The organism is Microbacterium sp., from assembly GCF_047606685.1.
Taxonomy (GTDB): Bacteria; Actinomycetota; Actinomycetes; order Actinomycetales; family Microbacteriaceae; genus Microbacterium.
The window spans coordinates 1-22592 of the sequence record NZ_JASGEC010000085.1; the positions used below are offsets into that span (position 1 = coordinate 1).

At 71.8% G+C, this 22592-nt stretch carries 19 protein-coding genes; 16 read left to right on the forward strand and 3 right to left on the reverse strand.

Annotated elements, in window-relative coordinates; translation table 11 throughout:
• The coding region (locus QM611_RS10555) for an aldehyde dehydrogenase family protein (RefSeq protein ID WP_415079879.1) at positions 1–1876 on the forward strand (1876 nt) is incomplete at its 5' end.
• A gap of 169 nt (positions 1877–2045) precedes the next feature.
• Here QM611_RS10555 and QM611_RS10560 read toward each other — a convergent pair.
• Positions 2046–2786 carry a hypothetical protein gene (locus QM611_RS10560; RefSeq protein WP_415079880.1) on the reverse strand — a complete coding sequence of 247 codons (741 nt, stop codon included), beginning with the start codon at positions 2784–2786 and terminating at the stop codon, positions 2046–2048.
• 219 nt (positions 2787–3005) lie between these two features.
• Here QM611_RS10560 and ddaH point away from each other — a divergent pair, with 219 nt between their 5' ends.
• The 6 genes from ddaH (at position 3006) to QM611_RS10590 (ending at position 9891) form a co-directional block, all read left to right on the forward strand.
• Complete coding sequence (gene ddaH / locus QM611_RS10565; RefSeq protein WP_415079897.1) at positions 3006–3812, forward strand: dimethylargininase; 807 nt, start codon at positions 3006–3008, stop codon at positions 3810–3812.
• A complete protein-coding gene (gene rocD, locus QM611_RS10570; protein ID WP_415079881.1) occupies positions 3809–4996 on the forward strand; it encodes an ornithine--oxo-acid transaminase in 1188 nt (395 codons plus the stop codon). The genes ddaH and rocD overlap by 4 nt, the downstream gene beginning before the upstream one ends.
• A 173-nt stretch (positions 4997–5169) precedes the next feature.
• A complete protein-coding gene (locus tag QM611_RS10575) occupies positions 5170–6978 on the forward strand; it encodes a circularly permuted type 2 ATP-grasp protein (RefSeq protein WP_415079882.1) in 1809 nt (602 codons plus the stop codon).
• Positions 6972–7904: an alpha-E domain-containing protein gene (locus QM611_RS10580; RefSeq protein WP_415079883.1), complete on the forward strand. Its 933-nt coding sequence runs from the start codon at positions 6972–6974 to the stop codon at positions 7902–7904. Before QM611_RS10575 ends, QM611_RS10580 begins: the two co-directional genes overlap by 7 nt.
• Positions 7905–7959: 55 nt before the next feature.
• Entirely contained in the window at positions 7960–8805 is an 846-nt protein-coding gene (locus QM611_RS10585) for a transglutaminase family protein (RefSeq protein ID WP_415079884.1), read from the forward strand.
• Positions 8806–8898: 93 nt separating this feature from the next.
• Entirely contained in the window at positions 8899–9891 is a 993-nt protein-coding gene (locus QM611_RS10590; protein ID WP_415079885.1) for an aldose 1-epimerase family protein, read from the forward strand.
• Here the strand turns inward: QM611_RS10590 and QM611_RS10595 are convergent.
• A complete protein-coding gene (locus QM611_RS10595) occupies positions 9888–11312 on the reverse strand; it encodes a mannitol dehydrogenase family protein (RefSeq protein WP_415079886.1) in 1425 nt (474 codons plus the stop codon). The genes QM611_RS10590 and QM611_RS10595 overlap by 4 nt on opposite strands.
• 36 nt (positions 11313–11348) lie before the next feature.
• Here QM611_RS10595 and QM611_RS10600 point away from each other — a divergent pair, with 36 nt between their 5' ends.
• The 3 genes from QM611_RS10600 to QM611_RS10610 are packed head-to-tail and all read left to right on the forward strand — an operon-like array spanning position 11349 to position 14568.
• On the forward strand, positions 11349–12077 hold the full coding sequence (locus QM611_RS10600) for an SDR family oxidoreductase (RefSeq protein WP_415079887.1): 729 nt from the start codon (positions 11349–11351) through the stop codon (positions 12075–12077).
• A 14-nt stretch (positions 12078–12091) separates the two neighbouring features.
• The gene (locus tag QM611_RS10605; protein WP_415079888.1) at positions 12092–13114 is read left to right on the forward strand and encodes a zinc-dependent alcohol dehydrogenase; all 1023 of its coding nucleotides are present in this window, start codon (positions 12092–12094) and stop codon (positions 13112–13114) included.
• A complete protein-coding gene (locus QM611_RS10610) occupies positions 13111–14568 on the forward strand; it encodes a mannitol dehydrogenase family protein (protein WP_415079889.1) in 1458 nt (485 codons plus the stop codon). Before QM611_RS10605 ends, QM611_RS10610 begins: the two co-directional genes overlap by 4 nt.
• Before the next feature lie 210 nt (positions 14569–14778).
• Here QM611_RS10610 and QM611_RS10615 read toward each other — a convergent pair whose 3' ends face one another.
• Complete coding sequence (locus QM611_RS10615) at positions 14779–15960, reverse strand: HAD-IA family hydrolase (RefSeq protein ID WP_415079890.1); 1182 nt, start codon at positions 15958–15960, stop codon at positions 14779–14781.
• Between the two features lie 139 nt (positions 15961–16099).
• Here QM611_RS10615 and QM611_RS10620 point away from each other — a divergent pair, with 139 nt between their 5' ends.
• Genes QM611_RS10620 through QM611_RS10645 form a run of 6 tightly spaced genes read left to right on the forward strand, consistent with a single transcriptional unit; the run spans position 16100 to position 22542 of the window.
• Positions 16100–17161, forward strand: coding sequence for a LacI family DNA-binding transcriptional regulator (locus QM611_RS10620; protein ID WP_415079891.1), 1062 nt, complete (start codon positions 16100–16102; stop codon positions 17159–17161).
• Positions 17158–18195 carry a hypothetical protein gene (locus QM611_RS10625; RefSeq protein ID WP_415079892.1) on the forward strand — a complete coding sequence of 346 codons (1038 nt, stop codon included), beginning with the start codon at positions 17158–17160 and terminating at the stop codon, positions 18193–18195. The genes QM611_RS10620 and QM611_RS10625 overlap by 4 nt, the downstream gene beginning before the upstream one ends.
• A complete protein-coding gene (locus tag QM611_RS10630; RefSeq protein WP_415079893.1) occupies positions 18192–19613 on the forward strand; it encodes an FGGY-family carbohydrate kinase in 1422 nt (473 codons plus the stop codon). The genes QM611_RS10625 and QM611_RS10630 overlap by 4 nt, the downstream gene beginning before the upstream one ends.
• 42 nt (positions 19614–19655) lie before the next feature.
• Positions 19656–20420, forward strand: a complete 765-nt coding sequence (locus tag QM611_RS10635; RefSeq protein WP_415079894.1) for an ATP-binding cassette domain-containing protein — start codon at positions 19656–19658, stop codon at positions 20418–20420.
• A complete protein-coding gene (locus QM611_RS10640) occupies positions 20417–21493 on the forward strand; it encodes an ABC transporter permease (protein ID WP_415079895.1) in 1077 nt (358 codons plus the stop codon). The genes QM611_RS10635 and QM611_RS10640 overlap by 4 nt, the downstream gene beginning before the upstream one ends.
• Before the next feature lie 50 nt (positions 21494–21543).
• Positions 21544–22542, forward strand: a complete 999-nt coding sequence (locus QM611_RS10645) for an ABC transporter substrate-binding protein (RefSeq protein ID WP_415079896.1) — start codon at positions 21544–21546, stop codon at positions 22540–22542.
• Positions 22543–22592: the final 50 nt, after the last annotated feature.

A 22592-nucleotide genomic window follows, 5' to 3' on the forward strand; every position in this document is an offset into this window, starting at 1 on the left:
GCCCGCCGCCGACCGCGCGGCGGTGCTGCGGCGCGCCGCCGCGGCGCTGGAGGCGCGTCGGGCCGAGCTCATCGAGGTCGCCGCGTCGGAGACCGGCAAGGTGCTCGCCGAGGCCGACGTCGAAGTCAGCGAGGCCGTCGACTTCGCCGCCTACTACGCGGCGACCGCGCGCGAGCTGGACAGCATCAGCGGCGCGGTGTTCACGCCGTCGCGCGTGACCGTGGTGACTCCGCCGTGGAACTTTCCGATCGCGATTCCGGCCGGCGGCGTGCTCGCGGCGCTGGCCGCCGGCTCGGGCGTCGTGTTCAAGCCCGCGCGGCAGGCCGGCAGGTGCTCGGCCGTCGTCGCCGAGGCGCTGTGGGAGGCGGGCGTGCCCCGCGACGTGCTCGCCCTCGTGCGGCTCGAGGACCGCGCGCTCGGCCAGCGGCTCGTGTCGCATCCCGACGTCGACCGGGTCATCCTGACCGGCGCGTGGGAGACGGCGGCGATGTTCCGCTCGTGGCGGCCCGACCTGCCGCTGCTCGCCGAGACGAGCGGCAAGAACGCGATGGTCATCGCCCCGACCGCCGACCTCGACCTCGCGGTGGCCGACCTCGTCAAGAGCGCGTTCGGGCACGCGGGGCAGAAGTGCTCGGCGGCGTCGCTCGCGATCCTCGTCGGGCCCGTCGCGCGCTCGAAGCGGTTCTTCCGCCAGCTGGAGGACGCCACGCGCTCGCTGCGCGTCGGGCCGCCCGACGACGCGCTGAGCGAGATGGGCCCGCTCATCGAGCCGCCGCACGGCAAGCTGGAGTGGGCGCTGACGACCCTCGACGAGGGCGAGAAGTGGCTCGTGGAGCCCCAGGCGCTCGCTGCGAACACGTGGTCGCCCGGCATCCGCACCGGCGTGCAGCCGGGGTCGCGCTTCCACCTCGAGGAGTTCTTCGGCCCCGTCCTGGGCATCATGACGGCTCCGTCGCTCACCGCCGCGATCGAGCTGCAGAACGCCGTCGCGTACGGGCTGACCGCAGGGCTGCACACGCAGAGCCCCGACGACCTCGCGGTGTGGCTCGACACCGTGCAGGCGGGCAACCTCTACGTCAACCGCGGCACCACCGGGGCGATCGTGCAGCGCCAGCCGTTCGGCGGCTGGAAGCGCTCGGCGGTCGGCGCGGGCGCCAAGGCGGGCGGGCCGAACTACCTCATCGGGCTCGGCTCGTGGCGGGCCTCCACGAGCGCGGCGCCGTCCACGACGCTGCACCTGCGCGGGCTGGACAGCCGCATCGCGCTGCTCATCGAGGCGGCGCAGCCGAGCATGGACTACGAGGCGTTCGAGTGGGTGCGTCGCGCGGCGCTGTCCGACGCGATCGCGTGGGACCGCGAGTTCGGGCAGGTCAAGGACGTCTCGCGACTCGCCGTCGAGCGCAACCTGTTCCGCTACCGGCCTGTCCCGGTCGCGGTGCGCGCCGCCGGCGATGCGGGCTGGCAGGCGCTCTTGCGCGTGATCGTCGCCGGCGTTCGCGCCGGGTCGGCGTTCTCGGTGAGCACCCCCGTGGGGCTCCCCGCCGACGTGCGGCGGCTGCTCGGCGACCTGGGCGTGCCGGTGTGGGTGGAGACCGACCAGGAGTGGGTCGAGCGGATGTCGGTGCGCGACGACGGCGGCGAGCCGGCCGCATCCCGCCCTCCGCGCGTGCGCCTGGTCGGAGCGGCCGACTCCGTCGCCGCTCTGCGTCTCGCGCTCGCCGAGGCGACAGGCGGCGACCCCGACCTCGCCGTGTACGCCGACGAGGTCACGACGGCGGGGCGGATCGAGCTGCTGCCGTTCGTGCACGAGCAGGCGATCGCGATCACCGCGCACCGTTTCGGCAACCCCGACCCGTGGAGCCAGGCCGTCGTCTGAGGCCGGATTCGGCAGCCTCAGAGAAAGAACTTATCTTTCTATACCTTCCGCCGCGGCTCGGTCAGGATGGGTCGTGGGACGGATGGTATCGGCGTGTGGGGCGCTGAGTTCGGGAGCCGTCCTCGTCCCAGACCTTCTGGGGACTGAAGCGGCCCCGGCGGGCGGGGGGCTATCCGCCGCCGGGGCCGCTGCTTCCGTCTGCTGAAGGCGAGTCGCGCACCATGAACGTGTCGACGAGCCCGCGCGCGGCGATGCCGAACAGCGTCCACTGGCCCGGCGCCGACTCGTCGTCCTCGGCGATCTCCAGCATGGGGTGGTCCAGGCCCTCCGCGGCGCGGACGGCGAACCCCTCGCCCAGCGCCGCCATCGCCTCGGCGAAGTCGCGCACCGTGAACGGTCGCCGCATGCGGTACCCGAAGCGGTCCATCATCGCGGTGTAGAAACGGCAGAAGTCGGCGATCGACTCCTCGTGGCGCTCGGCGCTCGCCTCGCGCAGCTCGGGCCACGCCCCCGCCGCCGTGCGCAGCGCGAGTGCGGTGATGAACGCGTGCGAGTCGCGCGACTCGGGTCGAAGGTGGAATTGCGCGGCGTAGATCACGTGGTCCAGCGCCGCCGCCCGGATCGCGTCGTCGATCGTGCCGTCGCCGTCCAGAGCGCCGGCGACAGCGGCGATCGCGCTGGAGGCGGGCGAGTCGAAGCGCAGCCGCATCATCTCGATGGCCAGATCGCGGTGGAAGTCGGTCTGGTCGGCCCAAATGCGGTATGCCGCCCCCGTGGTCAGCCCGACGCCGCGCAGCACCTCCTGCAACCGGATGTGCTGGACTCCGGCGGACGCTCCCCGCTCGAGCAGCAGTTGCAAGCCGGCATCCAGGATCAGTCGCCGAGTCTCCTCGGCTGTGCGGCGCGCCATGCCTCACAGCTTTCCCGGTCGGTGCCCGCTCCGGCAACCTGATGTGCGATCGCGTTGCAGGAAAGATCGATCGCCGGAGGTGCGAGAATGGATGCCGGCGTGCCCTCTGGGCCTCTGGACAGCGTCCGCCACCTTCGCGAAGGAGCTGAATTGTCCACGCATCCAGAATCCTCGACGTCCGCCGCGCCCGCCCGCGTGCAGCACCGTCGGCGCTACCTCATGTGCCGGCCCGAGCACTTCACGGTCAGCTACACGATCAACCCGTGGATGGAGCCGGCCAAGCCGACCGATACCGCCCGTGCCCTCAGCCAGTGGCAAGTGCTCCACGATACGTACCTCGCGCTCGGCCACGAGGTCGAGCTCATCGACCCGGTCGAGGGGCTGCCCGACATGGTCTACACCGCCAACGGCGGGTTCGTGATCGACGGCGTCGCGTACGGCGCGAAGTTCCGCTACCGCGAGCGCGGGCCGGAGGCACCGGCCTTCATGGCCTGGTTCGCCAGCCACGGCTTCGACGTGGTCGACCCCGTCTGCGTGAACGAGGGCGAGGGGGACTTCCTGCTCGCCGGCGACACGATCCTCGCCGGCACCGGCTTCCGCTCCACCGACGACAGCCACCGCGAGCTGCGGGACGTGTTCGGCAAGGAGGTCGTCTCGCTCACCCTCGTCGACCCGCGGTTCTACCACCTCGACACCGCGATCTCGGTGCTCGACCCCGTCGTCGGCCCGGGCGGGGTCGACAGGGCCAACATCGCCTACCTGCCGCACGCGTTCGACGAGCGCAGCCAACGAGTCCTCGCCGAGCGGTTCCCCGACGCCATCCGCGCGTCCGACGAAGACGGCGCGGTGTTCGGGCTGAACTCGTCGAGCGACGGGCTCAACGTCGTCATCTCGCCGCGCGCGACGGGGTTCGAGGCCCAGTTGCGCGAACGAGGATACAACCCGGTGCTCGTCGACCTGTCCGAGCTGCTGCTCGGCGGCGGCGGCATCAAGTGCTGCACTCTCGAGCTGCGAGGGCGCGCATGAGCGCGGGCGGCGGGCAGGAGCACGTCGCCCGCAACTACGATCCGCTGCCGGTGGTCGTCGCCCGCGGCGAGGGGGCGTGGGTGACGGATGTCGAGGGCAAGCGCTACCTCGACCTGCTCGCCGCATACTCTGCGTTGAACTTCGGGCACCGGCATCCCGCGATCATGGCCGCCGCCGCCGAGCAGCTCGACCGTCTCACGCTCACCAGCCGCGCGTACCGCAACGACCGGCTCGACGCGTTCGCCGCGGCGCTGGCCGAGCTGTGCGGCAAAGACCTCGTGCTGCCGATGAACACCGGCGCGGAGGCGGTGGAGACCGGCATCAAGGTCGCCCGCGCGTGGGCCTACCGCGTGAAAGGCGTGCCGGCCGGCGCGGCGGAGATCGTCGTGGCGCACGGCAACTTCCACGGGCGCACCACGACGATTGTGGGCTTCAGCGACGACCCCGCCGCGCACGACGGCTTCGGGCCGTACGCGCCCGGGTTCGTTCCGGTGCCGTTCGGCGACGCCGCGGCGGTCGAGGCGGCGATCACGCCGCACACCGCGGCCGTGCTCATCGAGCCCATCCAGGGCGAGGCGGGAGTCGTCATCCCTCCCGACGGCTACCTGCGCGCGGTGCGCGAGCTGTGCGACCGGCGGGGCGTGCTGTTCGTCGCCGACGAGATCCAGTCGGGATTGGGGCGCGTGGGCACGACCTTCGCGTGCGACCGCGAGGGCGTCGTGCCCGATGTGTACTTGCTCGGCAAGGCGCTGGGGGGCGGCATCCTGCCCGTCTCGGCGGTCGTCGCCGACTCCGACGTGCTCGGTGTGATCCGCCCGGGCGAGCACGGCTCGACCTTCGGCGGCAACCCGCTCGCCGCCGCGATCGGGCTGCGGGTCGTGGAGATGCTGGCGACCGGGGAGTTCCAACAGCGCGCCGTGGCGCTCGGCGCGCACCTCGAGGCGCGGCTGCGCGCGCTCGTCGGCCACGGCGTCACGGACGTGCGCGTCGCGGGCCTGTGGGCAGGAGTCGACCTCGACCCGGCCGTCGGCACGGGCCGCGACGTGGCGGAGCGGATACTGGGGCGCGGCGTGCTGCTCAAAGACACGCACGGGCAGACGGTGCGCATCGCGCCGCCCATCGTCGTGCGCTCCACTGAGCTGGACTGGGCGATCGAACAGTTGCGCGCGGTGCTCGCCGGCTGAAGGCGGCCTCGCCCCGCTCAGTTCGCCAGATCAGGATATTTCGCCGGGTCGGGCTGATTCCGCGCACGGCGTCCTGACTGCGCGAAATCGCCTGATCTCGGCAAAGCCGGAGCGGGGCCGCTGAAGGGCGTCGTGAAACACTGCGGCAACACGAGCGGCACTAGAGTCTGGGTATGGGCGACCTGTTCGACGGCTATGGCTCCACGTTGGCCCCCCGCAAGACGGCATCGGGAATCCCGGCTTTCGACGAGATGTTCGGCGTTCCCGAGCACCCCGGCGCCGCGGCGGAGTCGCGCGAGGCGTACCGCGAGCTGTACAGCGCGCTGGCCCGCATGACGCAAGAGGAGCTGCGCGGCCGCACCGACTCGCTGGCCAGCTCGTACCTCGCGCAGGGCGTGACGTTCGACTTCGCGGGGGAGGAGCGGCCGTTCCCGCTCGACGCGGTGCCGCGCATCATCGCCTACGACGAGTGGTCGGGCGTCGAGGCCGGCGTCAAGCAGCGCGTGCGCGCGCTCGAGGCGTTCCTCGACGACGCGTACGGGCGGCAGCATTGCGTGCTGGACGGCGTGCTTCCGGCCGCCCTCATCGCCTCGTCGCAGTACTTCTACCGGCAGGCCGCGGGGATCCACAGCGCCAACGGCGTGCGCATCCACGTGTCGGGCATCGACCTCATCCGCGACGAGCACGGCGAAATGCGCGTGCTGGAAGACAATGTGCGCGTGCCGTCCGGCGTCAGCTACGTCATCTCGAACCGCCGCGTGATGGCCCAGACCCTGCCCGAGCTGTTCGTGTCGATGCGCGTGCGCCCCGTGGGCGACTACCCGAACAAGCTGCTGTCCGCGCTGCGGGCGTCCGCGCCGCCCGGCATCGACGATCCGAACGTCGTCGTGCTCACCCCCGGTGTCTACAACTCCGCGTACTTCGAGCACACGCTGCTGGCACGGCTCATGGGCGTCGAGCTCGTCGAGGGCCGCGACCTGATTTGCGCGGGCGGCAAAGTCTTCATGCGCACGACCCGCGGGCCCAAGCGGGTGGATGTCATCTACCGCCGCGTCGACGACGACTTCCTCGATCCGCTGCAGTTCCGCGCCGACTCGATGCTCGGCGCGCCCGGGCTCATGCTCGCGGCGCGCCTGGGCAACGTCACGATCGCCAACGCGGTGGGCAACGGCGTCGCCGACGACAAGCTGCTGTACACGTACGTGCCCGACCTCATCCGCTACTACCTGTCGGAGGAGCCGATCCTCAAGAACGTCGACACGTGGCGCCTCGAAGACCCGGGAGCGCTGGAAGAGGTGCTCGACCGGCTCGACGAGCTCGTCGTCAAGCCCGTCGACGGCTCGGGCGGCAAGGGGCTCGTGGTGGGGCCGGACGCCTCGCCCGCCCAGCTCGACAAGCTGCGCAAGCGGCTGCGCGCCGACCCGCGCGGGTGGATCGCCCAGCCGGTCGTGATGCTGTCGACCATCCCGACTCTCGTGGAGGACGGGATGCGGCCGCGCCACGCCGACCTGCGGCCGTTCGCGGTCAACGACGGCGACAACGTGTGGGTGCTGCCCGGCGGGCTCACCCGGGTCGCGCTGCCCGAGGGCCAGCTCGTCGTCAACTCCAGCCAGGGCGGCGGCTCGAAGGACACGTGGATCGTCGGCGGCTCGGCTCCCGGCCAGATCGAGTACGGCCGGCGCCCCGGCCGGACCGGCCACATCAGCGACCACGACGCCACCGAGACCGCCGCGATCCCGATCATCTACGACACCCAGTCCGAGCCGGCGCACTCGCCGCAAGACGCGCCGCGCGACCGCTCCCAGCAGCAACAGCAACAGCAACAGCAACAGCAACAGCAACAGCAGCAGCAGGCGTTTGGCGTTTCGTCTCGCTTCGCTCGCTCAACGGGCGGCACGGCAGACAGCCCGGTCGTTGAGCGAGGAGCGCAGCGACGAGACGAAACGCAGACGGTGGCGGACGCCGGAGGTGCAGCATGCTGAGCCGCATCGCCGAGTCGCTGTTCTGGATCGGGCGGTACATCGAGCGCTCCGACGGCACCGCGCGCATCCTCGACGTCCACTTGCAGCTGCTGCTGGAAGACCCGTGGATCGACGAGAACACCGCGTGCCGGTCGCTGCTGAGCGTCATGGGCTCGTTCCCGCCCGAGGGCGTCGACCAGGTGCGCCGCGGCGACGTGCTGGCGCGCCTGGCCGTGGACCGCGTCAACCCGTCGAGCATCGCCTACGCCCTCGCCGCGGCCCGCGAGAACGCCCGGCGCGCCCGCGAGATCGTGAGCACCGAGCTGTGGGAGTGCCTCAACACGACGAACGCGCGGATGCCGCGGCGCATCAACAACGAGAAGGTGCACGAGTTCTTCCAGTGGGTGCGCGAGCGGGCGGCGCTGGCCGTCGGGGTGGTCGACTCGTCCACCAGCCGCGACGAGGCGTGGCAGTTCTTCACGCTCGGCCGCAGCATCGAGCGCGCCGACATGACGGCGCGCATGCTCGCGACGCGGTCGCTGACCGAGGCATCCGGTCCGTCCTGGACGACCATCCTGCGCTCGTGCGGCGCGTACGAGGCCTACCTGCGCACATACCGCGGCATGCCGAGCGCCAACAACGCCGCCGAGTTCCTGCTGCTGGACCGGCTGTTCCCGCGGTCGATCGTGTACTCCGTCGCCGCAGCCGAGGAGTGCATGCGCGCCATCGACCCGCGCGAGGACCGGGTCGGGCACTCGAACCAAGTGCTGCGGGCGCTCGGGCGCATTCGCAACGACCTCGAGTACAGCCCGATCGGCGAGATCCTCTCCGAGCTGCCCGAGCACATGGACCGCGTGCAGGCGGTCACCAGGGAGGCCTCCGAGGCGATTCGCCAGCGGTTCTTCCCCACCCACGCCGAACCGAGCTGGATCGGAGAGACGTCATGATGGTTCGACAGGCTCACCAACCGGGGCGTTGCCCCCGCAAGCGGGAGCAACAGGCATGAAGAGACTCCGCATAGAGCACGCCACCGGCTTCGGCTACGAGGGCGAGGTGTCGGCGTCGTACAACGAGGCGCGCATGCTGCCCTCCACGAATGACGGGCAGTTCGTGCTGAGCTCGTCGCTGGAGATCGACCCCTCCACCGCGGTCAACGCGTACGTGGACTACTTCGGCACGAAGGTGAGCGCGTTCGATGTGCTCTCGCCGCACCGCGAGCTGAGCATCACGGCGCGCAGCCTCGTCGAGGTGCGCCCGCGGCCCATTCAGCACGCCGACTTGCTGTGGGACCGGCTGGCGCTCGAGGCGGCGCGCTCGATCGAAGCGGTCGAGCAGTTGGCGCAGTCCGCACGCACGGCGCCGCATCCCGAAGTCGTCGACCTCGCCCGTTCGATCGCCGGCGCGCATGCGCATCCCGGCCGGGCGGCGCACGAGATCGCGATGGCGGTCGGCGACGCGGTCGAGTACATGCAGGGCGTCACCGGCGTGCACTCCACGGCGCGTGAGGCGTGGGAGGCGCGCAAGGGCGTGTGCCAGGACATCGCGCACGTCACCCTCGGCGCGCTGCGCGAGGTGGGCATCCCGGCGCGCTACGTGTCGGGCTACCTGCACCCGCATCCGGACGCCGCGATCGGCGAGGCCGTCGCGGGCGAGTCGCACGCGTGGGTGGAGTGGTTCGCGGGCGACTGGCAGGGGTTCGACCCGACCAACAACATCGAGATCGGCGACCGGCACGTGCTGGTCGGCCGCGGCCGCGACTACAGCGACGTCGCGCCGCTGCGCGGCGTCTACGCCGGGCCGTTCAAGTCGACGCTGCACGTCAAGGTGACGATCACGCGCGAAGCGTGAGTCGCGAACGTCGGAGAATCGGGCGGATGTCGGAGGATTCGGCGTGAATGCTCCGACAGTGAGCCGACTCTCCGACATTCGGGAGGGGACAGGATGACCCGGGAGTTGTACGGGATGCCGCTGGCCGACGCGCGGGCCCGGCTCGGCGGCCTGGAGCCCGTGGCGTCGATCGAGGCGTCGACGGCGGCGGGGAGCCGCCGCATCCGCGTCGTCAACGGCCCTCTCGATGTCGACCTGCTGCCCGATCGGGGGCTGGATGTCGCGCAGGTGCGCGCGCACGGCGTGCCGATCGCGTGGACGTCGGCGACCGGCTTCCCGCCGCTGAACGCCGACGCTGCCGACGGCCGGGGGTGGGCGCGCGCCTTCGGCGGCGGACTCGTCACGACGTGCGGCCTGCTCAACTACGGGCCGCAGGCAGTCGACGGCGGTATCGCGCACCCGATGCACGGCCGGTACTCGTCGCTTTCTGCCCGCGTCGTGCGGGCGGACGTCGTCGACGACGAGGTGGTCGTGGAGGGCGTCGTGCGCGAGGCATCCCTCTTCGGCTCCGACCTCGAGCTGCGCCGGCGGATCACGTCGCCGATCGGCCAGACCCGGCTGCGCATCGCCGATGTCGTCGTCAACCGCGGCAACGACGCCGTCGAGCCCATGGTGCTGTACCACGTGAACTTCGGCTGGCCGCTCGTCGACGAGGGCACGCGGCTGGTCAGCCCCGCGCTGGCGGTGGAGCCGCGCGACGCCGCGGCCGCGGCCGGGCGGGCGAGGTGGGACACGTTCCCGGCGCCGGCGCACCCCTACCCTGAGCAGGTGTTCGCGCACGCGCTGCCGGCCGGCGGCGAGGCCGAGGTGGTGGTGGACAATCCACGCGGGCTCAGTGCGCGCGTGCGCTTCGACGCGAGCGCGCTGCGCGGCCTGTTCCAGTGGCGGGTCGCTGAGCCGGGATGCCACGTGCTCGGCATCGAGCCGGCGACGGCGCCGACGATCCTCGGGCGCGCCGACGCGCGCGAGCGGGGCCTGTTGCGTGCGCTCGAGCCCGGCGCGGCGCTGGAGCTCGGTGTGGAGCTCGAGCTCGCCGGCAGTCTCTAGCCCCCGGCGGCGACGGCGCGGATCGCTCCGCGCGGGCCCCGCTCGCGCAGCATCTTGCCGGCGGCGATGTAGGCCACCGTGAGGCGGGCGTCGTCCATCCCCAGCGCGCGGGCGACGAACACGCCCGGCTGCTCTTGGTCGGCCACGGCGGCGGCCTCGAGCTCGGCGAGGCGGGCGTCGCTGGTCACCAGCCGCGCCTCGGGGTCGCGCGCGCCGCGCAGCAGGCATTCCCGCCACGCGGCGAGCACGAGCGCGCAGCGCGCGATGCCGGCGCCCGCCGCGAGGCGGTCGGCGATCACCGGCGCGAGGAACTTCGGGATGCGGTCGGAGCTGTCGACGACCTGGCGGGCGAGGGTGTCTTTGATCGCCCGGTTCGAGAAGCGCGCGATCAGCTGCGCCCGGTAGTCGGCGAGGTCGATGCCGGGCACGGGGTCGAGCGTCGGCTCGGCCTCGTCACGCATGTAGTCGGCGATGAATCCGGCGAAATCGGCGTCATCGCACACCTCGTGCACGTGGGTGAAGCCTTCGAGCAGCGCGAGGTAGGCCATCGCCTGGTGCGACGCGTTGAGCAGCCGCAGCTTCATCTTCTCGTAGGGCGCGACGTCGGCCACGAACTGCGCGCCGACCCGCTCCAGCTCGGGGCGCCCCTGCGGGAAGCGGTCTTCGACAACCCACTGCGCGAAGCGCTCCGAGCACACCGGCCACGCGTCGCGCAGGCCCGTGAGCGCCTCGACGGCGTCGAGGTCGTCGGGAGTGGTCGCGGGCGTGATGCGGTCGACCATCGAGTTCGGGAAGGCGACCTCCGCGCCGATCCAGTCGGCCAGCTCCGGGTCGGCGTGTCGCGCGAACGAGGTGAGCGCTGCGCGGGCGGCCTCGCCGTTGCCCTGGATGTTGTCGCACGACAGCACCGTGAAGGGAGGGATGCCGCACTCCCGCCGCCGCGCGAGGGCGGCCGTGAGAAAGCCCCACACCGTCGCCGGCCGCGCCACCGGGTCTGCCGGGTCGATGCCGTAGCCGGCCTCGGTGACGGTGAGCGTCGCGATGCGCGTCGTCGGCGCCGCCAGGCGCTCGATCACCGCCTCGGGGTCGTCCGGCGCGAACAGGTACTCGGCGACGGCGCCGACGACGCGGGCGTCGGCGCCGCCGTCGGGGGAACGCGTGACGAGCGTGTACAAGCGGTCTTGCGCGGCCATCGTGTCGCGCATGCGAGCGTCGAACGGCATGAGCCCGATGCCCGACAGCCCCCACTCGGCGCTGCCGCCGTCGTTCAGCAGGCCGTCCAGGTACATTGCGAGGTGCGCGCGGCTGAACCCGCCTAGACCGAAGTGCACGACTCCGGGTATCGTTCTGTCGCGATCGTAGCTCGGCGTGACAACGTTGTCGGATGCGGAGCTCAGCGTCGAGCTGTTCAAGTCGGCCACGGCCGAGAGTCTAGTCACCAAGAAGGGAACACTCGCGTGAGGGATTTCGAGGGGCGCACCGTCCTTGTCACCGGCGCGGCCGGGGGGATCGGAGGCGCCACCGTGCGCCAGTTGGTCCACCGCGGCGCGGAGGTCATCGCCGCAGGAAGGGACGCGGAGTCGCTGTCGGAGATCGTGGCCGAGACCGGCGCGCGTCCGCTCGCGTTCGACCTCGAGTCGGAGGACGCGATCCGCGACGCGCTGGAGGGACTCGACGTGTGGGGGGTGGTCAACTGCGCCGGGTACGGCGGCGAGATCGCCACGCCGCAAGACACCGACATCGCGGTGTTCGACAAGGTCATCTCGATCAACGCCCGCGGCGCGCTGCTGGTCACCAAGTACGCGGCGCGCGAGATGATCCGGCTGGGCCGGGGCGGCGCGATCGTCAACGTCTCCAGCCAGGCGAGCCTCGTCGCGCTCACCGGCCACATCTCGTACGGCTCGTCGAAGGCGGCACTCGACAACATCACGCGGGTCTCCGCCCTCGAGCTGGGCCCGCACGGCATCCGCGTCAACGGCGTCAACCCCACTGTCGTGATGACCCCGATGTCGGCCTGGTACTGGGGGAGGGAAGACATCGAGAAGCCCTTCCTCGCGCAGATGCCCCTCGGCCGGTGGGCGACCGAGGACGAGATCGCCGCCCCCATCGTGTTCCTGCTCAGCGACGAGGCGTCGATGATCTCCGGCGTCTCGCTGCCGATCGACGGCGGCTACACCGCGCGCTGAGGAGGAGGCCCGACATGAAACGCGTTGTCGTCAGCGCCGCGGGCATCACGCTCGTCGACGCGCCCCGGCCTGAGCCGCTCGCCGGCGAGGCGCTCGTGGAGACTGTCGTCAGCGGCGTCTGCGGCTCTGACACGCACGCCGCCGCGGGGCACCATCCGTTCGTCCCGCTGCCCTACCACCCCGGCCACGAGGTCGTCGGCGTCGTGCGCGCCCTCGGCGACGGCGTCGAGAGCGTGCGGGTCGGCGATCGCGTCACGGTCGAGCCGACGCTGCCGTGCGGGGACTGCAAGATGTGCACGACCGGCCGGCAAAACCTCTGCGAGAGGCTGCAATTCTTCGGCTGCGGCTACGAGCAGGGCGGGATGGCGGACTTCTTCACGGTTCCGGCGAACCGCCTCCACGCCATCCCGGCGGGGATGAGCGATCTGGATGCCGCGCTCATCGAGCCGCTGGCGACCCCGGTGCACGCCGTGCGGCTGAGCGGGGGAGTCGAGGGCAAGGCGGTCGTCATCATCGGCGCGGGCACGATCGGCCTGCTCGTGCTCGCCGCCGCACGGCACGCCGGGGCGCGCACGATCGTGATGACCGACCCGCTGGAGGGCAAGCGCGAGCGCGCGCTGCAGCTCGGCGCCGACGCCGTGTTCGACGCGACGCGCCCCGACGTCGTGGCGGCGGTGCGCGCCGAGCTGGGCGAGAGCGCGGATGTCGTCTTCGACTGCGTCTCGATCCAGTCGACGCTCGACCAGGCGATCGAGATGGCGATGAAGGCCGGCACCGTGGTGATCGTCGGAGTGCCCACCCGGCCCGTGACGGTGCCCCTTCCGCTGGTGCAAGACCGCCAGGTGCGCATCCAGGGCAGCGCGACCTACCTGCCGGTCGACTACGCGACGGCGATCGAGATCATCGCGTCCGGCGCGGTGCGCTCCGACGACATGGTCACCGCCCGTTTCCCGCTCGAGGAGGCGGCGCGCGCGTTCGCCGCGTCGGCGGGCGGCCAGGAGGTCAAGGTCGTGGTCACACGCGAGAGCGCCGCGTGAAACCCATCGCCGAGGCGGCCCACGACGAGCTGCCGTACGACCGCGCGGCCGTGACCGTCGGCTGGGCGCACTTCGGGGTCGGCAACTTCCATCGCGTGCACCAGGCGCTGTACGTCGACCGCGCGCTGCGGCGGGGCGACGACCTGTCGTGGGGAATCGTGGGCATCGGCGTCTCCGACGGCTCCGCGGCGCGCGAGAAGGCCGAGCGTTTCCGCGCGCAGGACGGCCTCTACACCGTGACCGAGTTCGACCCGGACGGCACGAGCACCGTGGCGGTCGTCGGGTCGCTCGTGGGCTACCTGCACGCCCCGGCCGAGCCCGAGCGCGTGCTTGGGCTGCTCTCCGAGCCTGCGGTGCGGATCGTGTCGCTCACCATCACGGAGGGCGGCTACGTCGTCGACGACACGGCCGCGGACAGCGCGGCGCGGCATCCCGCCACCGTGTTCGGCTATCTCGTGCGCGCGCTCGCCCGCCGTCGCGCCGCCGGGGTCGCGCCGTTCACCGTCGTCTCGTGCGACAACCTCCGCCACAACGGAGCGACCACGCGCCGCGCGGTCGTCGGCTACGCCGCCGCGACAGACCTCGAGCTGGCGGGCTGGATCGAGGAGAACGTCGCCTTCCCGAACTCGATGGTCGACCGGATCGCGCCGTACGTCCCGGCCAAGCAGCGCGCCCGCCTCACCGCCGCGAGCGGCATCGACGATCAGCTTCCGGCCGTGGCGGAGAGCTACCTGCAGTGGGTCGTCGAGGACGACTTCCCCGCCGGCCGGCCGGCTCTGGAGGCGGTCGGCGTGCAGCTGCGGCCCGACGTGCAGGCGTTCGAGGCCGTGAAGGGGCGCATGCTGAACGCGTCGCACGTGCTGCTGTCGTACCCCGCTCTGCTGCTCGGGCACCGTCTCGTCGACGAGGCGATGCGCGACGATCGGGTGCGGGCGCTGGCCGACACGTTCCTGCGCGTCGACGTTATGCCGCTGCTGGAGGCGCCAGAGGGCGTCGCGCTCGACGAGTACCGCGACCTGCTGCTCGGCCGCTTCGCCAACCCGGCGATCGGCGACCAGCTCGTCCGCATCGCCGGCGATGGCGCGGCGAAGATCCCGGTGTTCCACACCGCGACCGTCGAGCAGCTGCTCGAGCGCGGCGCCGACGTGCGGCGCGAGGCGCTGCTGTTCGCCTGCTACGACCGGTACCTGTCGGGCGTCGACGAGAGCGGCGCCCCCTTCGCGCTCGCGGAGCCGTCGCTCACCGAGCGGGACTGGACTCTCGTGCACGGCGACGATCCGCTGGCCGTGCTCGGCGTCTCGACGTTCGAGCCGCTCGGGCTGGCGCGGCATCCCGTGTTCGTCGCCGAGTTCCTGCGCATGCGCGAGCTCATCCGCGCCGGGGGCGTCGTCGCGGCGGTCGACGACGCCATCCAGGCCCCCACCGGTTCACCCAGATCAGGGGATTCGGCGTAGTCAGGACGATTACTCGAGTGGCCGTCCTGCGCACGCGAAAGTTCCTGATCTGGAGAAGGCGGCATGGATGCTGGTGAGTTCCCCAGATCAGGGGATTCGGCGTAGTCAGGACGATTACTCGAGTGGCCGTCCTGCGCACGCGAAATGTCCTGATTGGGGAAGAGGGCGCGGATGCCGCGCGGGGCGTTCCTGCGCGCGGCGGGGCAGCGCTCAGCGGATCGCGAGGCGGAAGCCGTCGCCGTCGGGCACGACCTCGAGCTGGTCGAGCCGGTCGACCACGAGGTCGGCCGCGCCCAGCTCGGCCGTGTCGTGCGTGCCGGTGATCGCGACCACGGCGCAGCCCGCGCCCTGGGCTGCGACGATGCCGGCTGGCGCGTCCTCGAACGCGACGCAGTCCGCCCCCGCGACACCGAGCAGGGCGGCGGCGCGCGCGAACGGCTCGGGATCGGGCTTGCCGCGCTCGACGTCGTCGAACGTCACGACGACGTCGGGCCGCGCAACCCCGGCGGCGGCGATGCGGTTGCCGGCGATCAGCCGCGTGCCGCTCGTGACGATCGCGCGGCGCGGAATCGCCTCGAACACGGCGCGCGAGCCCGGGATCAGCGCGACGTCGGCGACATCCTCCGCCTCGAGCTCGGAGATGCGGTCGAGAGCCTCGTCCACGCGCTCGGGCGGGAACATCGCGTTGATCAGGCTGGATGCCGGCTGCCCGTGGCCGGAGGCGAGCAGGTCGAGCCCGACGCCGTACTCGGCGGCGAGCCGGCTCCACGAGCGCAGCACGGCCGGGGTCGAGTCGATGAGTGTGCCGTCGAGGTCGAACAGCCCCGCCGCGAACCGTCGGGACAGCAGCGGGGCGTCGGCTGCCAGCTCGCGGTGCACGCCGAGGTGGCGCAGCACGCGCGTCACCTGCTGGGCCGGTGACAGCGACGCGTCCAGTCTCAGGTGGGGGACTGCGGGCGGGATGCCGGCTGCCGGCAGCGCGTGCGCGTCGCGCGCGGCGGAGCGCTGCGCGCGACGCGCGGCGATCACCGTGTCGTCGGCCTCCAGCCACACCACGACCGGCTCCTGGCCGCACGCCTGGACGAGCAGCTCCCACTCGGGCCCGCCCGTCAGCTCCGCCGTGAACGGGGCGGCCGCGACCGCGCCCACCCCGGCGTCCGCCTGCTCGGCGATCACGGCCCGCACTGCCGCGTAGCGAGCCGGCCGCACGGTCTCGCGCAGCGCCGGGTCGTTCCAGTGGGCGCCGGGGAACGCGCGCTCGGCGATGGCGTCCAGCAGGGGGTTCGTGAGTGTGTCGAGGTCGACGACCGGCAGCGCGAGCACCCGTGCGAGGGCGCGCGCCAGCGTGCTCTTGCCCACGCCGGCGGCGCCGGCGACGACCAGGAATCTCATTCTCGGGGGGTCTTCCGAATCGGCTTGGATAACATTTCCGTATCGCTCTTGACAACGTTGTCGTAACGAGCCGAGTATAGCTTCCAGCAGGGCAATTTCAGATCCCACACCGTGGACGACGATGATGTCGAGGAGCACCATGGCGCACAGCGAAGGCGCAGCCGGTTCCGCGGAACCGGTCGCCATGGGCCGCGCCCGCATCACCGATGTCGCCGCCCGCGCCGGGGTGAGCATCAAGACCGTCTCGCGCGTCATGAACGACGAGCGCGGCGTGCGCCCCGAGACGCGCGAGCGCGTGCTCGACGCCGTCCGCGAGCTGCGATTCGTGCCCAACACGATGGCGCGCTCGCTCAAGACCGGGGGCGCGGAGGCGATCGGGCTGCTGATCGACGCCTTCTCCGACCCGTTCTTCTCCGAGTTCGCCAGCGTCATCGACGAGCTCGCCCTCGAGCACGAGCTGATGGTGCTCGTCGCCAGCACGAGCTTCGACGCCGAGCGCGAGAACGACCAGCTGATGCGCCTGGCCGGCAACCAGCTGCGCGGCCTCATCATCGCGCCGGTGGCCGTCGACGCCGAGCAGTTGAGGGCGCTGCGCCACCGCTTCCCGATCGTGTGCGCCGACCGCGCGCGCGAGGGCGTCGACTCGGTCGTGATCGACGACTTCGGCTCGGCCTGCGCCGCCACCGCGCAGCTCATCGCGCACGGGCACACCCGCATCGGCTTCGTCGGTCGCGAGGACCGCTACCCCACCAACACGGCGCGCCTGCGCGGATTCCACTCGGCGATGTCGGACGCGGGGCTCGCGGTGGACGACACGCTCATCGTGCGCCACGGCCGCGACCGCGCGTCGATGGCGGCGCTCACCGCCGAGCTGCTCACGCGCCAGGACGCGCCGACGGCCGTGCTGTGCGGCACGGTGCGCGCGTCGATCGCGACGATCGACGCCATCCGCACCACTGGCGCCGCCACCCCCGCGCTCATCTCGTTCGGCGACTTCGAGCTCGCCGACGCGGTGCAGCCCGCGATCACGTGCATCGACCAAGACCCGCGGGCGATCGCGACCGCCGCCTTCGAGCGGCTGCGGGAGCTCATCGCCCAGCCCGACCTGCCTCCCGCGCGCATCGTGGTGCCGACCTCGACGATCCGCCGCGGCTCGGGCGAGCTCGCGCCATCCACCACCCGCATCGGAGTCCCCACGTGAAGCCCGTCCTGCTCCCGCCCAACCCGGTGCAGCACTTCTACCGCGGCGGCGATCGCATCGCGGCCCTGCGCGGTATCGTCCCGGAGACGGACCGGCAGCCGGAGGAGTGGCTTGGCGCGACTGTGACGCGGTTCGGCGACCCCGTCACCGGGCTCGCGGTCACCGCCGACGGCGACGTGCTGCGCGACCTCGTCGCCGCGGCGCCGCGCGCGTGGGTGGGCGAGGGCGCGGGCAGCTCCGCGTCGGATGTCGGCGTCTTGGTGAAGCTGCTCGACGCGCGCCAGCGGCTGCCCGTGCACGTGCACCCCGAGCGCGGCTTCGCCGCCGCGCACCTGGACTGCCCGTACGGCAAGACCGAGGCGTGGTACGTGCTGGAGACCGAGCCCGACTGCGCGTTCTACGTCGGCTGGCGAGAGAGGGTCGACCGCGACGAGCTCGACCGCCGACGCGACGCGCAGGACAGCGAGTGGATGCTCGACCACCTCAACCGCGTCGTGGCCCACGAGGGCATGGGCGTGCTCGTGCCCGCCGGCACCGCGCACGCGATCGACGGCGGCATCTTCGTGATGGAGGTGCAGGAGCCCACCGACTTCTCGATCCTGCTGGAGTGGTCGGTGACGACCTCGACGCGCGACCAGTCGCACCTCGACCTCGGGTTCGACACCGTCATGCCGGCCGTCTCCACCGCCGCGCTGGGCCCGGAGGAGCTCGCCGCCCTCGTCCGCCCCGCGGGCGAAGGCGCGCCGCGGGGCACGACCCGCTCGGTGCTCCCCGCCGCCGCCGACCCGTACTTCCGGCTGCGCACGGCGGCCGCCGGCGCCGCCTTCGAGGCGGGCTTTGCCGTCGTTCTCGTGACCGAGGGCGAGGGCGCGCTGACCGCGGACGACGGCACCGCCGTCGCCGTGCGCGGCGGCGAAGCGTACGCGGTGCCCCACGCGTTCGGCGCGTGGCGCGCGAGCGGCGACGCCACGGTGCTGGTGGCCGGCCCCGGGGCGGGCTGGCCCGCGACATTGCGGTCGGGAGGCGTGCGTTGACGGACTACGTCGCCGGAATCGACATCGGCTCGACGAGCATCAAGCTGCTCGTCGCGACGCCCGACGGCCGCGAGGTGCTCGTGGTGAGCCGGCGCTCGCCGTGGACGAGCCTGGACAACGGCGAGGCGGAGATGCCCGCCGACCAGCCGCTGTCGGTCGTGCGCGAGCTGGCGGCCGAAGCCGATTCCGCGCTCTCCGAGAGCGGCGCGTACCGCATCCTCGCCGTGGCCGTCTCGGGTATGGCGGAGGCCGGTGTGCTGCTGGATGCCGACGACACCCCCGCGGCGCCGATCATGGCGTGGTTCGACCCGCGCGGAGGCGAGCAGATCCTGCGCACGCCGCAGGAGTTCCGCGACGAGTTCATGGGCCGCACGGGGCTGCCGGTGGGCCCGCTCGCGACGATCTCGAAGATCCTCTACTTGCGAGAGTCGGGGGTCGCGCTGGAGGGCAAGACGTTCCTCAACGTGCCCGAGTCGATCGTGCACGGCCTCGGCGGCCCGCGCGTGGCCGAGTACTCCCTCGTCTCGCGGACGGGACTCATCGACCAGGACGACTCCGAGCCGTGGGATGCCGCGCTCGATGTCGTCGGTGTCGGCCCCGGCCTGCTGGCCGAGCGCGTCGGCGCGGGGCAGGCGGTCGGCGAGGTGCGCGACGACAGGATGCCGACGGCCTTCCAGGGCGCGGTGCTCACCGTGGCCGGCCACGACCATCTCGTCTCGGCCGTCGCCGTGGGCGCGACGGCGTCGAGCGAGCTGTACGACTCGATCGGCACGGCTGAGGCGCTCGTGCGCGTGCTCGACGACACGCTGCCCTTCGACGCGCGCGACCGGCTCGCGCAAGCGGGGATCAACACCGTGCGACACGTGCTGCCGGGCAAGTACGTGCTGCTGGCCGGCACCAAGGCGGGGCTGCTCATGCGGCGCGTGCTGCAGCTGCTCGGCGTGCGCGACGAACGCGGCCGGAAGGCGCTCGACGAGCTCGTGATGGGGCTGCCGGTGCGGGGCGGGCTCGGCGGCGGCGCGCTGGAGGTCTCCGGCGCGCGCAACAACGACGGCGTGCTGAAGGTCGCCGCCAACAGCGACGGGCTCTCGCCCGAAGAGCTGTTCTGCGCGACGCTGCTGCACGGCAACGACATGTGCGCCGAGCTCATGGAGGTCATGGACCGCGAGGTGGCGGCGCCGACATCCACTCTGCTCACCGGAGGCTGGTCGAAGATGGCGAGCGTCGTGCGCGCGCGCGAGCTGATCCTGCCCGCCGTGTCGATCGCGCCCCACGAGGAGGGCACCGCGTACGGCGCCGCCCTGTTCGCGGCGTTCGCCGCCTCCGGTTCGCGCGCCGAACGCTTCGAGGAGTTCGCCTCCTCCTTCCTGGCGGCGCACGCCGTCGACCTCTCGCCCACCAGATCGGAGCAGCAATGACCAGCACGACCCCCATCCGCACACACACCGAAAGGAGTTGACATGCCCGTACCCGTGCTCGAGGCTCGAGGCCTGTCGCGACAGTTCGGCCACGTCCGAGCCCTCAACGAAGCGGACTTCGAGGTGTATCCCGGCGAGGTCACCGCGCTGATCGGCGACAACGGAGCCGGAAAGTCCACCCTCGTCAAGGCGCTGTCGGGAAACCTCGCGCTGGACAGCGGCACCATCAAGTTCGACGGCGAGCCGATCGAGTTCACCCACCCCCGCCAGGCCAGCGCGCTGGGCATCGAGACGGTCTACCAGGACCTCGCCCTGGCGCCCCACCTCGACCCGGTGCAGAACATGTACCTGGGCCGTGAGATCCCGGCAGGCGGCATCGGCGGCCTGTTCGGCTTCATGAAGACCAAGGAGATGGCCGTCGCCTCGCGCGCCGCGTTCGACGACCTGGGGGCGACGGTGCGGTCGCTCACCTCGCCGGTCGGCGAGATGTCGGGCGGGCAGCGCCAGGCGATCGCGATCGCCCGCGCCGTGCACTGGGCCGACCGCCTGGTGTTCCTGGACGAGCCGACCGCCGCCCTCGGCGTGCGCCAGACCAAGAACGTGCTCGAGACCATCCGGCGCGTGCGCGACAAGGGCATCGGCGTGGTCTTCATCAGCCACTCGATGCCGCACGTCATCGAGGTGTCCGACCGCATCCAGGTGCTGCGGCTGGGCAGCCGCGTGGCCACGCTCAACGCCAAGGAGACCACGATGGAGGACCTCGTCGGCTACATGACCGGCGCGATCACCCAGGAGGGCGAGAAGTGAACACGAAACCTCGCACCGAGACGGTGGCGATCGGCACGACCGAGCCGAAGCCCAACGCCTTCGTACGGATGCTGAAGGCACAGCAGTTCCAGATCCTGCTGGTGCTGATGCTGATCGTGCTGGTGTTCTGCGTGCTCGCGCCCGACACGTTCGCGCAGTGGTCGAACTTCCGGCTGATCATCCAGAACGCGTCGATCCTCGCCGTCCTCGGCATCGGCATGACCTACGTCATCATCACCTCCGGAATCGACCTGTCGATCGGGTCGGTGCTCGTGTTCTCGGGCGTCGTGTCGGCGATCGTGATGCGGGAGATGGGCGGGCAGGGATGGGGCGTGGCCGCCGTCGGCATCGTTGTCGCGGTCGCGTCCGGCATCGCGTGGGGCCTGCTCAACGGCTTCCTCATCGCGAAGGGCAAGATCCCGCCGCTGATCGTCACGCTCGGCACCTTCGGCATGGCCCTGGGCCTTGCCCAGGTGATCACCGGCGGCATCGACATCCGGCAGGTTCCCACCGTGCTCACCGAGACCATCGGCTACGGCAACGTGTTCGGCACGATCCCGACGATCTCGGTCATCGCGCTCGTGCTGCTGGTGATCGGCGGCGTCCTGCTGCATTACACGAAGTTCGGCCTCTACACGTACGCGGTCGGTTCGAGCGAGCTCGCCGCCCGACGCGTCGGCGTCAAGGTCGACCGCCACCTGATCCTCATCTACACGATGACGGGCGGGCTCGCGGGCGTTGCCGGCATCCTCTCGCTCTCGCAGTTCTCGACGACGGCCATCGCCGGCCAGTCGCAGACCAACCTGAACGTCATCGCGGCGGTCGTCATCGGCGGCACCTCGCTGTTCGGCGGCGTCGGCACGATCTTCGGCACCGTCGTCGGCCTGTTCATCCCGGCCGTGCTGCAGAACGGGTTCGTCATCACCGGCGTCCAGCCGTTCTGGCAGCAGATCGCGGTCGGCGCCGTGCTGATCGCGGCGGTCTACATCGACCAGGCGCGTCGCGCTGCCGCGATGCGAGGAAGCACCCAAAGCCTCTGGAGCAAGCTCTTCAGCGGAGGCCGGCGCACCTGAGGCGCGCCGGTCGCAAACAACCCAACCACCACAGAGAGAAAGAAAACACTATGACGTGGAAGAAGAAGGCACTCAGTGCCGCGGCCCTCGGCGCTGTTGCCGCGTTGGCCCTCTCCGCCTGTTCCAGCGGCGAGACGCCGACCAGCAGCGGGGAGCCCAGCGGCGGCAGCACCGACGGGGCGACGGTGACGTTCGTGCAGGGCGTCGCCGGCGACGAGTTCTACATCTCGATGGAGTGCGGCATCAAGGAGGCGGCCGAGGCCGCGGGCGCCACCGTCACGGTGCAGGGCCCGCAGAAGTTCGACCCGACACTGCAGAAGCCGCTGGTCGACGCCGCTGTCGCCGCCAAGCCCGACATCCTGATGATCGCCCCGACCGACGTGACGGCCATGTACGCGCCGATCAAGGCCGCGGCGGACGCCGGCATCAAGGTCGTCCTCGTGGACACCACGCTGGAGGACCCGTCCATGGCGGTGTCGCAGGTCTCCAGCGACAACGAGGGCGGCGGCAAGGCCGCCTTCGAGGCGATCAAGGCCGCGCGGCCGGACGGCGGCAAGGTGCTCGTGGTCTCGGTCGACCCGGGCATCTCGACGACGGACGCTCGCGCCAAGGGCTTCGAGGACGCCGTCGCGGCGGACTCGAAGTTCGAGTCGCTCGGCGTGGAGTACAGCCACAACGAGCCGGCCACCGCGGCGGAGATCGTGACGGCCGCTCTGCAGGCGAACCCCGACATCGTGGGCATCTTCGCGGCGAACCTGTTCGCCGCCGAGGGCACCGCGACCGGTGTGCGCCAGGCCGGCAAGACCGACGACGTGACCATCGTCGGCTTCGACGCTGGCCCCGCCCAGGTCGAGGCGCTGCGCGAGGGCACCGTGCAGGCGCTCGTCGCGCAGGAGCCGGCCACCATCGGCAAGGACGGCCTCGAGCAGGCTCTGAAGGCGCTCGCCGGAGAGCCCACCGAGGAGCAGATCCAGACCGGGTTCACCATCATCACCCAGGACAACCTGGAGACCGATGGCGCCGACGCGGTCTACAAGTCCAGCTGCTGATCCATCCCGTGGTGGGCGGGGGCGCGGGCCCCGCCACCACCCCCCCCCCC